14 protein-coding genes are annotated in these 14,639 nt (G+C 36.5%); 6 read left to right on the forward strand and 8 right to left on the reverse strand.

The genetic code is table 11. The annotated features are described in order from the left end of the window. Window positions 1-125: 125 nt before the first annotated feature. From FYJ80_RS11815 to FYJ80_RS10245, 8 genes are all read right to left on the reverse strand, one after another. A complete protein-coding gene (locus FYJ80_RS11815) occupies window positions 126-383 on the reverse strand; it encodes a transposase (protein ID WP_328596781.1) in 258 nt (85 codons plus the stop codon). After that, complete coding sequence (locus tag FYJ80_RS10215; RefSeq protein ID WP_154426574.1) at window positions 359-781, reverse strand: hypothetical protein; 423 nt, start codon at window positions 779-781, stop codon at window positions 359-361. The genes FYJ80_RS11815 and FYJ80_RS10215 overlap by 25 nt, the downstream gene beginning before the upstream one ends. Before the next feature lie 218 nt (window positions 782-999). Continuing rightward, window positions 1,000-1,920: a helix-turn-helix transcriptional regulator gene (locus FYJ80_RS10220; RefSeq protein WP_154426576.1), complete on the reverse strand. Its 921-nt coding sequence runs from the start codon at window positions 1,918-1,920 to the stop codon at window positions 1,000-1,002. A gap of 14 nt (window positions 1,921-1,934) precedes the next feature. Then, window positions 1,935-2,954: a linear amide C-N hydrolase gene (locus FYJ80_RS10225; RefSeq protein ID WP_154426578.1), complete on the reverse strand. Its 1,020-nt coding sequence runs from the start codon at window positions 2,952-2,954 to the stop codon at window positions 1,935-1,937. Between the two features lie 242 nt (window positions 2,955-3,196). Beyond that, window positions 3,197-5,047, reverse strand: coding sequence for a phosphoenolpyruvate carboxykinase (GTP) (locus tag FYJ80_RS10230; protein WP_328596782.1), 1,851 nt, complete (start codon window positions 5,045-5,047; stop codon window positions 3,197-3,199). Window positions 5,048-5,162: 115 nt separating this feature from the next. Further along, entirely contained in the window at window positions 5,163-5,699 is a 537-nt protein-coding gene (locus FYJ80_RS10235; protein ID WP_206361067.1) for a Crp/Fnr family transcriptional regulator, read from the reverse strand. A 115-nt stretch (window positions 5,700-5,814) separates the two neighbouring features. Next, window positions 5,815-6,834 (reverse strand): aspartate-semialdehyde dehydrogenase, encoded by a 1,020-nt coding sequence (asd, locus tag FYJ80_RS10240; protein WP_154426584.1) that lies wholly within the window; start codon window positions 6,832-6,834, stop codon window positions 5,815-5,817. Window positions 6,835-6,953: 119 nt separating this feature from the next. Beyond that, the gene (locus FYJ80_RS10245) at window positions 6,954-7,790 is read right to left on the reverse strand and encodes an AraC family transcriptional regulator (protein WP_154426586.1); all 837 of its coding nucleotides are present in this window, start codon (window positions 7,788-7,790) and stop codon (window positions 6,954-6,956) included. A gap of 127 nt (window positions 7,791-7,917) precedes the next feature. Here FYJ80_RS10245 and FYJ80_RS10250 point away from each other — a divergent pair, with 127 nt between their 5' ends. From FYJ80_RS10250 to gnpA, 6 genes are read left to right on the forward strand one after another with little or no spacing between them, the layout of a single operon-like run. Then, a complete protein-coding gene (locus FYJ80_RS10250; RefSeq protein WP_154426588.1) occupies window positions 7,918-9,204 on the forward strand; it encodes an ABC transporter substrate-binding protein in 1,287 nt (428 codons plus the stop codon). 58 nt (window positions 9,205-9,262) lie between these two features. Next, window positions 9,263-10,141 (forward strand): carbohydrate ABC transporter permease, encoded by an 879-nt coding sequence (locus tag FYJ80_RS10255; RefSeq protein WP_154426590.1) that lies wholly within the window; start codon window positions 9,263-9,265, stop codon window positions 10,139-10,141. Next, window positions 10,134-10,943: a carbohydrate ABC transporter permease gene (locus tag FYJ80_RS10260; RefSeq protein WP_328596780.1), complete on the forward strand. Its 810-nt coding sequence runs from the start codon at window positions 10,134-10,136 to the stop codon at window positions 10,941-10,943. Before FYJ80_RS10255 ends, FYJ80_RS10260 begins: the two co-directional genes overlap by 8 nt. Continuing rightward, window positions 10,940-11,326 (forward strand): hypothetical protein, encoded by a 387-nt coding sequence (locus FYJ80_RS10265; RefSeq protein ID WP_154426592.1) that lies wholly within the window; start codon window positions 10,940-10,942, stop codon window positions 11,324-11,326. Before FYJ80_RS10260 ends, FYJ80_RS10265 begins: the two co-directional genes overlap by 4 nt. Further along, window positions 11,289-12,494: a polyhydroxyalkanoate depolymerase gene (locus FYJ80_RS10270; protein WP_154426613.1), complete on the forward strand. Its 1,206-nt coding sequence runs from the start codon at window positions 11,289-11,291 to the stop codon at window positions 12,492-12,494. Before FYJ80_RS10265 ends, FYJ80_RS10270 begins: the two co-directional genes overlap by 38 nt. Further along, window positions 12,494-14,635 (forward strand): 1,3-beta-galactosyl-N-acetylhexosamine phosphorylase, encoded by a 2,142-nt coding sequence (gene gnpA, locus FYJ80_RS10275; RefSeq protein WP_154426615.1) that lies wholly within the window; start codon window positions 12,494-12,496, stop codon window positions 14,633-14,635. The genes FYJ80_RS10270 and gnpA overlap by 1 nt, the downstream gene beginning before the upstream one ends. The last annotated feature ends 4 nt before the right edge of the window (window positions 14,636-14,639 follow it).

Raw genomic sequence — 14,639 nt, forward strand, 5'->3', positions numbered from 1 at the left:
GCTTTCCTGTCTTCCTTAGCCTTATCATCCTTCTTCCTAAGGGTCTGTCTGTTTGATGTGAGAATGTATTTGGTATTTTTGAGCATCTTTGCTTCCTCTATTCTCCCTTCTGAATAGAGGCGCCTCTATTCGTCCTTTCTTACTTCGGCAACAACCTTGTCGTTAAAGTTCTTCCTTATTACCTGTATATGGGGACAACAGTCCTCGAAAACCTCTTGATAGTCGCTATTCATGTCACATGCAACAGCTTCTACACCGTCCATCCATTCCTCTCCAACAAATTTGATGAAGTCATAAAGCGCTTTTTTATTCTTGCCATAGGCAAGCCATAGTACATGCCCCGTCTCTAGATCAATTATTATCGGCCCCTGTGCAGCAGGAATTCATCTACTCCAAGGTATTTCGCCTGTCTCTCAGGTTTCTTAAGGTGCTTATCGTCAGTAGTATACTTCTTTAGAAGTCGTTCCTTGTCTATTTTCTTGACGGTGTTCTTGCCAAGCCCTGTAAGCTCGGAGACAATTTTGTTAGTAAGCCCCAGTTCAAGTAGGTCCATTGCAAAAGAATGAAGAGTGCTAGTAATTCTGTGGCCTCCAGCTTGAAAAGGAACCTCCTGCATACAAGTGAAATTGCATTTTGGATAGATACAACGATGCTTCTCAAACCTTACTGTCGAAAGTATTTTGCCAAAAGGAATGTAAACAAGGCTTATGTTGTATGTGTTATGTATATGCATCCTTACACCACATTTAGTGCAGGTTCTATCTTCTTCTAGTTCCTGCAATGTGTGCCATCTATGAGAAAAATACTTCTATCTGTGACTGTTGGTGCTTTTAGCGTCTTTGTTTTAATTAACCCTTTTAAAACCTGAAGGGATTGTGATAGTGTTCTCCATTCTGAATTTGTTTGTGGTTATTTAAACTTTAAGAGAATTTCCCTACTTTACGAGTGAATAAGGCTCATGACAAGCTTACCAGTAACGCAGAAGAAACTCATAAAACCTTATATAGTTTTATTAATCTCTTTAACTCTATTTTTATACTCATTAACAAAGCTTTCGGGAGAAATAGGACATGCATATGGAGCATATCTTAGGACTAAGGTAATTAGCTCTTGAGAGTTTGATGCAGGAATATGTAGTAAAAAAGCTCCATCCTCTAAATCCTCTATTCTTTGCTTTTGATGCCAAATAATATGCCTAACATCATCTGTTAGCTTTGATGAAAACTTAATTACATAATCCTCCATTCTTCCTGTAGTGAAGATGCCAAAGGAGGTATCAACAATTAATTTTGTATCCTTAAATGTTATTGGAGTATCGAGAATTGAAGCACTAATAACTCTTGATAGATGTAAATTAATTACCTTTTCTCTCTTATGGTCAAAGGCAACTAAATACCAAGAGCTTGAATAATTTATAAGTCTAAGAGGCTCAACAATTCTATTTGTTATTTCCTTCTTAAAGTTTGTATATTTAATCTCAATACAATGATTAACCGTTAAGGCCTCAGTCACTGTTGAAAAAACATCATAGTTTGGAAAGCTAATTTGAGGTGCCTTATATATTACCTTATCTGTTAATGCAGCTGCACTCTTTGAAACTGAGGAGAGAAAGGTCTCCTCAATCTCACTTTTAATACTCTTTTTTAATGGAAGCTGCTCTATTAAGGATCTAAAATATGCAGCAAGAATTACCATATTATCATCGAGGTTTGTATAACTACTCCAATCTTGAGTTAGCCTATATACTTTATCACTTTTATCATACTCAATAGGAGCACCCATTTGATATCTTAGCTGCTCAATATCACGACTTGCTTGACGAGTTGAAATCTCAAATTCATCAGCAATTTGCTTTAAAGTAATCCCATCCTTTTTAATTAAAGCTTTGATAATATATTGTATTCTAGCTGTATAACTCATTATTACTCATTCTATCATAAAGAAAATGTATATTCTTTATCAAAGTTCTCTCTAAAGTAGTATGTAGCACTACTTTTAGCTTTATTAAATAAAACACTCCAAAGAGTTAATTCATAGTCACTATCCATATTACTCTGAATAACAGCTTGAATTGCATCAAGTGGTATTTCTTTAGACTGTAATATTTCATACCGCTTCTTTGATTGTTCACTTCCCATAAGATATAGAGGACACTCATCAGATAAAAAGAAATTCGTTACTATATTTGATTGTGTAACATAAACTTCATTTTCATAGAATTCAACAACTATACTTCTTCCACTTCTATCACTAATTGCAAGATGGTGCATCATAGAAGCAGATGAGTGAATATCATAGCTATTAATTAGCTCAAGCGCTTCATCAACAGTTGCAGCTTTATCAAGTAGCAATCGAATTAAAGTAGTTATCGTTAAATCCGCTTTTCCCTTATCTTGGTCTATTAATATTGGTGTATCAACTACTAAATCAGAGACACACAAGCCCTTTTCATTAATACCATCTAAAGGAACATATATACTTGCAAGGCTCAAAAGGGAAGAGACAAAGCTAGAAGTAGGGTCAAAGTCATCGCCAAAGCCAAGGAATGATAAATTACATGTCGCAATAGAGGAATATCCATCATCTGGATATGTTTTTGTAATCATTATTGGCGCATCTACCCAATCAAAATTTCTTGCAAATATCTCATCCTTTACAAATACAGAGCACCCGGTGTCAATTGAATCAACATTACTCTTATAAAAGCCACCAGATAAAAACTCTGTTAAATATGACGCAACCTCACTATCGGTTTTAGCACCACCGCAGATTAAAAACTCATCAAATCCGCAGGAGCCTCTATAGGTTAATGAAAATACATTGTCATCTACACACTCTATTGTCTTTATTGCAGAAAGCTGAACCTTAAACTTAAAATAAAGAAAACAAAATATAATTAAGAGTAAGATTAATAATATTGAAACTATAGAAAGTAGGATATTTTTTATCTTCATATCAAATATTATAGTTTTCTTACCTTATTTTGATAGTAAAAACTCACTTATTTTTTAATAAAAAATCAATAATGAAGATTATTTCTTATAATATAGTAAATTATATCAATTATCTAATATTTTAATATTGCGATAACCTGCGGAAAGTACTATTTTTTATGCACTTTCCGCAACTTATCATAATTTTTTAAGCAAAGAAAAAGCCCTCCAAATTGAAGGGCTTTTTGACTATATAAAGTCTATTAGTTCTTAGCTGCCTTGAGGTTAGCTTCGAGAGTATCGAGCATCTCAGCAAGCTCTGCTGGAAGATGTGCACCGAACTTTGGATAGTGGTTAGTTCTGATATCTTCAACTTCCTTGAGCCAGCCATCAACATCAACTTTGAGAAGCTCTTTCATATCCTCTTCAGATACATCTGCTGGGCGATCAATTGCATCAACAGTAGGCATGATACCAATTGGAGTATCAACTGTCTTAGCAGTACCTTCACAGCACTCGAAGATCCACTTAAGAACACGGCTGTTATCGCCGTAGCCTGGCCATAACCACTTGCCTTCAGCTGTCTTTCTGAACCAGTTAACATAGAAGATCTTTGGAAGCTTATCAGCATCACCAGCCTTACCAACCTCAATCCAATGCTTGAAGTAGTCACCCATGTTGTAACCACAGAATGGGAGCATTGCGAATGGATCACGGCGGATTGTACCAGCCTTAACGTCGAGAGTAGCAGCTGTTACTTCAGAACCTACGATAGAACCAAGGAATACACCATGATTCCAGTTACGAGCCATGTGTACTAGTGGGATAGTTGAAGGTCTTCTACCACCAAAGAGGATAGCAGATACTGGAACACCCTGTGGATCTTCCCATTCAGGAGCGATACATGGGCACTGATTAGCTGGAGCTGTGAAACGTGAATTTGGATGAGCTGCAGGAGCCTGTTCCTTATTGCTCTTATCCTGAATCCATTCATTACCATGCCAATCTGTGAGTGGGCCTGGAGCATCATAACCAATACCTTCCCACCAAACATCCTTATCAGCTGTTAAAGCTACGTTTGTGAAGATTGTATTCTTGCTAGCTGCAATTAATGCATTCTTATTTGACTTAGCTGATGTTCCTGGAGCTACACCGAAGAAGCCTGCTTCTGGGTTGATAGCATAAAGTCTACCATCTGCACCATACTTCATCCATGCGATATCATCACCAACTGTCTCAACCTTCCAGCCTTCGATTGTTGGGATAAGCATTGCTAAGTTAGTCTTACCACAAGCTGATGGGAATGCTGCTGTTACGAAGCGGCTCTTACCTTCTGGGTTAGTAACCTTTAAGATGAGCATGTGCTCAGCAAGCCAACCCTCATCACGAGCAAGTACAGAAGCTATTCTGAGAGCGAGACACTTCTTACCAAGGAGAGCGTTTCCACCGTAGCCAGAACCGAATGACCAGATTTCTCTTGTCTCTGGGAACTGTGCAATGTACTTATTTTCCATTGGAGCGCATGGCCACTTACCACCATCTGTCTCACCAGCTGCAAGAGGCTTACCTACTGAGTGGAGACATGGAACAAAGTAACCATCTGTTCCGAGTAAGTCTAGAACCTTAACACCTACACGTGTCATGATCATCATGTTGATAACTACATATGGGCTATCAGTGATCTCAACACCGAGCTTTGAAATTGGAGAACCAAGAGGACCCATGCTGAATGGGATAACATACATTGTTCTACCCTTCATACATCCACTGTAGAGACCTGTGAGTGTCTTCTTGAGTTCAACTGGATCAATCCAGTTATTTGTAGGACCAGCTTCATCCTTAGTCTTAGCTGCAATAAATGTTCTCTTTTCTACACGAGCAACATCAGAAGGATCTGAGTTGAAAAGAACGCTGTGTGGCTTTTTCTCTTCGTTAAGGCGAACGCAGAGACCTTTTTCTACACATTCGTTAACAAGTTCATCATACTGTGCTGCAGAACCATCTGCGAGTACAATTGCATCAGGGGTTGTAAGAGCTGCAATCTCATTGACCCACTGAACGAGTTTTACATGCTTAACATCGTTGATTGTCATGAATTTCTCCTTATTGACTATTTCTGAAAGGTCCTTTTACAGAGACCTTTACTACTTACTATTCTTAATCACAACAATAAATAAAAACATCGCTTTTGACAAGGAAAAACGATATTTTTTTATTTAATTATTATATTTACATTAAATTATTATTATTCCTTGTATAACAAGACATATATAAATCTACAGGTACATCATTTGGTACGTCTAAAAGTAAATCTGCAATTTTTTTAAACTTATCTGATATCTTAGATTTCTTTACAGTATTTGTATCAACTAATTCCCTTAAGAGCTTTCTACTCTCCTCGAGCTGGATAGAAACATTTTTAAATCTATTAGCAAGGTCCTGAATCATTTTTACACCTCCATTTGGATGTGCAAATAAAAACTCCTCTAAGTTATCCTTTCTAATCTCTAAAACTCTACTATCCTCAAGAGCAACAGCTGTACCATTTCTAGGCTCTCCCTCTAGAAGGCCCATTTCACCTAGAGAAGCACCCTTCTCACATACTGTTGCAAGGCAGAGCTCATGATCCTTCCCATAGTTATAGTAGAGTCCCATCTTACCTGTATAAAGTAGAAACATTGTATCGCACTCCTGTCCCTGCACGTACAGAATATCACCCTTCTTTAAATCTATAAGTCTATTATTCTTATCAAAAGTTCTTTCCATCATAAAGCTCCTTTAACAAATTTTAGCATATGCTTTTGTTACAGTTAATCCTTCAGGATGTTTTTTTGTAAAACAAAAGGCGGCCTTTCGACCGCCAAGAATAAAATAATATTGATTATCTATTGAGGAATCTAGATACAAAGGCTTCAGCATTTTGAATTGAACCACCAGCTGCGCCCTTAACAATATTATTAACAAGGAGGCAAAAGCCAATTTTTCCATTCTTCTTCTTTAAACGTCCAGTATAAACTACCATACCCTTTGGATTACCCCAGAAAGCGTACTTTGGTTGTGGGAAGGTTGATTCAGGTGAATAAACGATAGGCTGCTTTGGTGTTGAAGGAAGGTCCTGACATTCCTTGAACTCATTCCAAGCCTTAACAATTTCATCACACTCAACATCCTGCTCAAAATCAAGCCATACAGTCTCTAGGTGACCAAACATAACAGGAACTCTAACTGTATATGCATATACATCTGGATTAATTGAAAGAATCTTCTTAACTTCTTTTTCAATCTTTTCCTCTTCACCCTTAATAAAAGGAATACAGTTATCTGTAATATCGAATGAGGAAAGACCTGGATAGCCCGCACCAGATACACTCTGGTAGCTATTAATTGTAATAGTTTTGATGCCAAACTTTCTAAGAGGAGCGAGAGCCATAGCAAGACCTGTTGTAACACAGTTTGCATTTGTTACGCAGAAACCAGTCTGAGGATAGCCCTGAGTTCTGATTAAATCTAACTGCTCAACATTAGTATCTGGAATTAAGATAGGAACATCCTGGTCATAACGCATTGCGGCTGCATTACTAAATACATAGAAGCCTCTAGCTCTTAATTGTGGCTCTGCTTCCATTGCAACTGCTGCAGGAAGTGCGGAGAAAACAATCTTAACACCTGCTTCCTTCATTGCGTCAAAATTAAATTCCTTTACGTCGATGTCTTTAATAGCTTCAGGCATCTCAAATGGCATAACCCAGTGAACGGTTGATGCATACTTCTGTCCAACTCTTGCGGCAGAAGCTGTACAATAAGCAAGCTCAAACCATGGATGATCAGATAGCATCCACATAAATACCTGTCCAACGGCACCTGTAGCACCCATGACAGCGACTTTGATTTTATTCTCCATAATAAAAATCCCACCTTTCAGGAAATATTTTTCTCAATTTGCAACGGAAGATTAAAATAAATTTGCTATCTTATGCAATACTTTTTTAAAAAATTTGTTATAAATATTACATAACGTTATTATAGTAACAAATCATTATTTCTGAGCATCAATCTGTAATCATATGGAGTAATACCAGTTAAGATCTTAAAGCGCTGAGAAAAGTAGGAAGAAGATGAAAAGCCAAGGTTTAGTGCAATATCTGTTATTCTGTTTTCTGTAGAGGCCAAAAGATTTTTAGCAACTCTAACTCTAACCTCCTCCAAATAAGCCATAGGCCCCTTTGAGAACTCCTTTTTAAATATTCTAACAAAATAGTACTTCGATATATTGAACATCTTGGCTAATTCATCAAGATTAAAGTCCTCCATGTAGTGAGAATCAATATAATCTTTTACTAAATTAAGCTTTGCTTTTGCATTATGCTCACTTTTTTTAACCTCTACATTCGCCTTCTTAGCTCTGAGTAGCATCGTTAACAATATATAGAAATAGCCTTTAACTATTAGCTCATAATTGGAATTTTTCTTTCTAAGCTCCCCATACATATTCTTTATTAAATTACGAACTCTATCATTCTCACTTCCAAAGTTTATTATCGGTCCTTCATAGTCCTCATAGCTTACAGCTAAGCCTGAAATACCCAATGCATAGTACTCTAATTTATCTGTTTCAGAGGAGGTTTCAGTATGAAGATTATTAGGGGGTAATAATATGCAATCACGCTCACTAATTTGTATTTTTTCGCCATTAACTACTAATTCACCTTTACCCTTTTCGATATACAGAAGTTCACAAAAAAGATGTGAATGAATAATACTAGGCCAGTCATTTTCATCTCTACTATGTGATATATAAAGTAGATTTACCTTACTGCTACTACCATCAAGGTTTACATCAAAGTGATAATTGCTCATATCTAAATAATGATATATTTCTTTATTTTGAGCAATAAAAATAAATATATAAGCAATATCTACATATCTGAATGGTTTTATTAGCCAATATAGTGAAGTTATCGGGGATCAACCGAGGAGGTACTAAATGAAAAAATTATTAGCAGTTGCGCTTATTGCGCTCATGGCTCTAACAGCTGTTTTTGCAAATGGTGCTAAGGAATCTGCACCTGCAGAAAAGACTAACACCTTGACAGTTTGGGCATGGGACCCTAACTTCAACATTCCTGCACTACTTGAGGCTGAAAAAATCTATCAGGAAACACATCCAGATTTCAAACTCAATATTGTTGAAAACCCATCAAAGGATATCGAAGTAAAGTTTGTAACAGCAGACCAGGCTGGTGACTACTCTACTCTCCCAGATATCTTCCTTATGCAGGATAACTCATACCAGAAGTTTATTGCTAACTATCCTGGTATCTTCACAACTCTTGATAACTCTGGTATCAACTTTAATGACTTTGCTGCAGGTAAGAGTGCAATGTCAACAGCTAATGGAAAGCACTATGGTGTTCCATTTGATAACGGTGCTGTAATTATGCCTATTAGAACAGATATCATTGCAAAGGCAGGCTTAACAGTTGCAGACTTTGATGGTATCACATGGTCACAGTTCTTTGAAAACGCTACTAAGGTTAAGAAGGCAACAGGTATCGATATGCTTACAACCTCAGGCGGAAGTGAAATCGTATTAATGATTCTACAGAGTGCTGGTGCTTCTCCATATGTAAATGGAAAGGTTAACATTGCAAATAACGCAGTACTTGAAGAAGCAATTAATATCTATGCTCGCTTAATCAAAGAAGGCTTAATGACTGACTACACAGACTGGGATCAGTACATTGCATCATTTAACACTGGTAAGGCAGCAGGCTTAATTCAGGGTAACTGGATTATCTCATCAATCACAGCAGCTCAAGATCAGAGTGGTAATTGGGCAGTAGTTCCACTTCCAAAGCTTGATGGAGTTGCAGGTGCTACTAACTTCTCTAACAGTGGTGGTGCTTCATGGGCAGTATCCTCTGCTTGTAAGAATAAGGAGCTTGCATTTGACTTCTTAAAGACAACTCTTGGCTCTAACACAGATCTTTATGATACACTCCTTGTAAACAATGGTGTTATCACAACATATCTCCCAGCTGCAAAGAGTAGCAAATATCAGGACCCAGTTGAGTTTTTTGGTGGTCAGAAGGTTTACTCAGATATCGTATCTTATGCTAACGGCGTTCCTAATTGTGATTTCGGTTCATACTACAACGATATTCGTTCTGCAATCACAGATGCAATTACAAACGTTGTACAGAAGGGAGCTGATGTTAAGGCTGAAATGAAGAAGGCTCAGGAAGCTGTTGAATTCGCTATCGGAGGTTAATACCTTTCCTTAAGGGCAGGCGAATAAAGCCTGCCCATTTTTTCCCTAGAGGTGCCCAATGACAAAAAAACTTACGTTGGAAAAGAGACAGAACCTAATTGGTTGGGCTATATTATTACCAGCTACTCTATTAATATTTATCTTCTGTTTTTATCCTATGCTTCAAGCAATCCTTCTATCCTTTAAAAGAGGAAATAACGCATCAGAGCGTTGGGTAGGATTCCAAAACTATACAAGATTATTTAAAGATAAGGTGTTCTTAGAATGCCTATTTAATACAGTATTTTATTTTGTAATACAAGTTCCTATCATGCTTGTATTAGCACTAATCCTTGCACAAATGTTAAATAATCCAAAGATAAAGGGAAAGGGAATATTTAGAACTATGATCTTCCTTCCTTGTGCAACCTCACTTGTATCATATTCAATGATCTTCAAGTCTCTCTTTGCAAGTAATGGATTTATTAATACCATGCTCTCTTGGATTAACATTGCACCTATTGATTGGTTTAATAAAACCTGGCCTGCTAGATTTGTTGTTATCATCGCTCTTGTTTGGAGATGGACAGGGTACAACATGGTATTTTACATTGCAGGATTACAAAATATCGAGGCTTCAATCTATGAGGCAGCAACAATTGATGGCTGTGGTGCCTATAAAAAGTTTACAAAGATTACAGTACCTCTTTTAAAGCCAACAATTCTCCTAACAGCAATTATGTCTACATCAGGTACATTACAGCTCTTTGATGAATCTGTAAACCTTACTGCAGGTGGACCAGGTAAGGCAACAATGACACTTGCACACTACATATATAGTACAACATTCGAAAATACTCCAAACTTCAACTATGCAGCAGCAATTTCAGTATTCATACTAGTATGTATTAGCATACTCTCATTTATTCAGATGAAGGTAGGTGATAAACGTGATTAAAAATAAAGGTCTAATAGCTTCATATATAGTATTAGGAATATTTAGCTTCCTATCAGTATTTCCTCTTTATTACATGTTTTGTGGTGCCACAAACCCAAGTATCGATATAATTAGAGGAAAGTTAATTCCAGGAACATATCTTCTTGAGAACTTAAAGACATTACTTGACAACCAAAATCTACTATTAGCGCTTTGGAACTCTGTAAAAAACAGTGTAATTGTAACTGTACTTACTCTGCTTGTTTGTTCTCTTGCAGGCTATGGCTTTGAAATTTTCCATGATAAATATAAGGATAGATTAATGTCTGTATTACTAATTGCAATGATGCTTCCTTTCGTTGCAACTATCGTACCTCTTTTCAAAATGTTTTCTAAAATGCATTTGATTAACAGTACTGCAGCACTTATCCTTCCAACAATTTCAACACCTTTTATGATAATGCTCTTTAGACAGTCAGCAAGGTCCTTCCCTCATGATATTATAGAAGCATCACGTCTTGAAGGCTTAGGAGAAATTAGAATCTTCTTTACAATGTTTATTCCAGTAATGCGCTCAACCTATGGTGCAGCTGCAACTGTAACATTTATGAATGCTTGGAATAGCTACCTTTGGCCAAAGATCATTTTCCAATCAAATGATTCCATTACAATGCCAATGCTAGTAGCAAACCTAAAGGGTGGTTACTTCGTAGATTATGGAATGCTAATGCTAGGAGTATTAATCTGTACACTTCCAACTGCTATTATCTTCTTAGCCCTCCAAAAGAGCTTTGCAAATGGTATTACAGGTGCTGTTAAATGACTTTAACTAATATCGATAAGGCCCATTTAAAATTTGCAGCGACTCTTGGCTATATTGATAGCGATGATTTTGCTCACCTTAAACAAAGGTGGGCAAGATATAACGAGCAAGAGCATGAGTTTGGACCGGAGTATTTAAGCTTAGAAGCTTATCTTGAAATGGAAAAAACTTCCTTTATGCTTTTTTATGCTAGGAATAATGCTAAGGCTATAACAGATGAGGAAATAATCAAATATTATAATTCAAACCTAGATTTATTTACACGTGCAGATGGAGATAGCTTTGAATTACCTGAGTTAGTAGAAATAATAAAAAAGCGAATTAGAGAAGAGGAATATTTAGATAATGTCAAAAGAATATTACTTCAGTACGAAGAGCAATAATGCTTATAATTCACTATTAGATTTAAAGACTATCACTCTAGAGTGTGGTGATAAAATACTTCTCGAGAGAGGATCTGTATTTAATAGTGAATACATCCATTTAAAGGATTTATCTAATATTACTATCTCAAGCTATGGAGATGGAGATAGACCAATTATCAATGCTAAAGGCACAGGGCTTTGGTATCAGGACTATGGTTGTGAGCTTGATAGCCCTACTCATCGCTACTGTGGAACTATTTCTTCAACTATTCATTTAGAGGATTGCTCTAATATAACGATTAAAGAGCTTGAAATAATTAATGATAAGGTGGGCGATGAATATTACTGTGCAACAGGTGTTTCAGCAGTTGCAAGAAATATTGGAGTAATGAGCAATATTACTCTTGATAATCTTTACATCCACGATGTATATGGGAATATCTATGATAAGCATTTAAACAATGGAGGAATTTACTTTACCTGTTCAAAACCAAGTAAGAGTGCTTTCTCACGTTTTGAGAATATACTTATCTCAAAGTGCTTTGTTTATAAAACCTCACGCTGGGGAATAGCTATCGGATATACCTATGCTCATGAAAATTTTAAGGGTACAAAATACAATGAGTCTGCCTTCAAGATTTATGGGCATAAAAATATAAGAATTGAAAATTGCTATGTAAAGCAAGCAGCAGGAGATGCTATTACTGTAATGTACGCAGATAATCCTATTGTAAAAAATAATTTAAGTGATGAAGCCGCTTGCAAAATAAATGATAGATACTATATAAAACCACATAATAGAGGTGGTAAGGTAGGTGCTGGAATTTGGCCTTGGAAGTGTTTAAATGGTGAATTTAGGAATAATTTAACAAGATCAACAAGATTAAACCAAGATGGCATGGCATATGATGCAGACTCAGGCTGGTCTACATTATATGAGCATAACTTCAGCTCATTAAATGAAGGTGGGACAGTAATGTTCTGTCTTGAGGAGGCTATTGATTCTTCCTTTATTAACAATGTAATCGATGATGATTTAGGAGGAATCTTTAGTATGGCAAAAAACCCTAATGGAATAATTAAGGATAATAAAATAAATAAAAAAGTAGCTACACCCCTTTTTAGAAAAAGGATGGATGATGGAAACGTCACGCTAATAAATAATATTATAAGAGAGGTAAAGTAATGGAATTAACAGGAAGAGTCACGATCCCAACTGATTTAGATATAGTACCAGAGACAATTGAGATACTAAAAAAATGGGGTGCAGATGCAATTCGAGATTGTGATGGAACAGAGTTTCCTGAAGAGCTCAAAGGTCAAAATGCCAAGATATATAAAACGTATTATACGACAAGAAAGGATAATGAATGGGCCAAAGCACACCCAGAGGAAATACAACAGGTCTATGTAATGACTCCATTTTATACAGCTACAGAAGAGAGCTTATCAATTCCATTAATGTATGGTCTTTACCCTGCTATGCTAAAGCCAAATGGTAAGGATAATAAAAGATGGTGGGAGGTAATTGATAGAACTACAGGCGAAGTTATTTCTGATTGGAGCTATCAGGAGGAAGGCTATAAAGTTACAATAAAAGCAAAACCATTTCATGCATATACTGTCTCATTTTTAGCTTTTATCATGTGGGACCCTGTTCATATGTATAACGCAGTAACAAATGGTTGGACTATAGAGCCTCAAATGACATTTGACGTTAGACAGCCTGCAACTCATGAATTCTCCCTTAAACGCTTAAGAAGCTTTATCGAAGAGCACGACTATGTCGATGTAATTCGATTTACAACCTTCTTCCATCAATTCACACTACTCTTTGATGAAAAAGCAAGAGAGAAATATGTAGATTGGTATGGGTATTCAGCTTCTGTCTCACCTTATATTTTAGAGAAATTTGAAAAAGAGGTTGGCTATAGATTTAGACCTGAATATATCATCGACCAGGGCTATTACAACGGACAATACAGAGTACCTAGTAAAGAGTATAGAGACTTCATTAAATTCCAAAACAAAGAGGTATGTGCACTAATTAAAGAATTTACCGATATTTGTCATGAATATGGTAAAGAGGCTATGATGTTCTTAGGGGACCATTGGATCGGCACAGAACCATTTTTAGATGAGTTTAAAGCTTCTGGTGTAGATGCAATTGTTGGATCAGTTGGAAATGGTTCAACCTTAAGACTAATAAGTGATATTAAGGGAGTAAAATATACAGAAGGAAGACTACTTCCATATTTCTTCCCAGATACCTTCTATGAGGGTGGAGATCCAGTAAAAGAGGCAAAGTACAATTGGGTCACAGCAAGAAGAGCTATTTTAAGAAGCCCTATTGATAGAATTGGATATGGTGGATATTTAAAGCTTGCACTAAAGTTCCCTGAGTTCATTGAATATGTTAATAGTGTTTGTAATGAGTTCAGAGAGCTATATGAAAATGCTAAAGGTACAACAGCTTACTCTTTAAAGAAGGTTGCAGTATTAAACTGCTGGGGTAAAATGCGTTCTTGGGGTGCGCACATGGTTCACCATGCGCTTTATCAGAAGCAAAACTATAGCTATGCAGGTGTAATTGAATCGCTTTCTGGCGCTCCTTTTGATGTTTCATTTATCAGCTTTGAGGATATAAAGAATGATGAAAACTTGTTAAGCTCTTTTGACTGCATAATTAATGTTGGTGACCAAGATACAGCACACACTGGTGGATTATATTGGGAGGATGAAGAGATAATAACAAGAGTAAGAGCCTTTGTAGCTAACGGTGGAGGCTTCATAGGTATTGGAGAGCCAACAGCACACCAATATCAAGGTCATATGATACAGCTCTACGATGTTCTTGGAATTGAAAAGGAAACAGGCTTTACTCTTGGTTATGATAAATATAACTGGGATGAAAATGAACACTTTATAACCTCTGAAACTGGTAAAGCTATTGACTTTGGAGAGGGCAAAAAGAACATATATGCACTTCCAGGGACTAAAATCCTTGTTCAAAGAGATAAAGAGGTTCAAATGGCAGTTAATGAATACTATAAAGGAAGAGGCGTATATATATCGGGCCTTCCATATAGTGCTGTTAATAATAGAATCCTTCATAGAGCAATACTATGGGCAACAAATAGTGAAGACCTTCTTTATACTTGGTTCAGCAGTAACCCAAATGCAGAAGTCCATGCTTATGTTAAGAATGGAAAATATGCTGTTGTTAACAATACTTATGAGCCATTAAGTACTACTATTTATCGTGGAGATGGTTCATCCTTTGACCTCGATATGAAGCCAAATGATATTATTTGGTACCAAATATAATAAG

It is taken from the genome of Bullifex porci (assembly GCF_009695635.1).
GTDB classification, from domain to species: domain Bacteria; phylum Spirochaetota; class Spirochaetia; order Sphaerochaetales; family Sphaerochaetaceae; genus Bullifex; species Bullifex porci.

Coding starts and splice junctions, on each gene's coding strand:
- asd (WP_154426584.1), bottom strand. CDS start 6,834: ATGGAGAATAAAATCAAAGTCGCTGTCATGGGTGCTACAGGTGCCGTT.
- FYJ80_RS10255 (WP_154426590.1), top strand. CDS start 9,263: ATGACAAAAAAACTTACGTTGGAAAAGAGACAGAACCTAATTGGTTGG.
- FYJ80_RS10265 (WP_154426592.1), top strand. CDS start 10,940: ATGACTTTAACTAATATCGATAAGGCCCATTTAAAATTTGCAGCGACT.
- FYJ80_RS10220 (WP_154426576.1), bottom strand. CDS start 1,920: ATGAGTTATACAGCTAGAATACAATATATTATCAAAGCTTTAATTAAA.
- FYJ80_RS10270 (WP_154426613.1), top strand. CDS start 11,289: ATGTCAAAAGAATATTACTTCAGTACGAAGAGCAATAATGCTTATAAT.
- FYJ80_RS10235 (WP_206361067.1), bottom strand. CDS start 5,699: ATGGAAAGAACTTTTGATAAGAATAATAGACTTATAGATTTAAAGAAG.
- FYJ80_RS10250 (WP_154426588.1), top strand. CDS start 7,918: ATGAAAAAATTATTAGCAGTTGCGCTTATTGCGCTCATGGCTCTAACA.
- FYJ80_RS10245 (WP_154426586.1), bottom strand. CDS start 7,790: ATGAGCAATTATCACTTTGATGTAAACCTTGATGGTAGTAGCAGTAAG.
- FYJ80_RS10225 (WP_154426578.1), bottom strand. CDS start 2,954: ATGAAGATAAAAAATATCCTACTTTCTATAGTTTCAATATTATTAATC.
- gnpA (WP_154426615.1), top strand. CDS start 12,494: ATGGAATTAACAGGAAGAGTCACGATCCCAACTGATTTAGATATAGTA.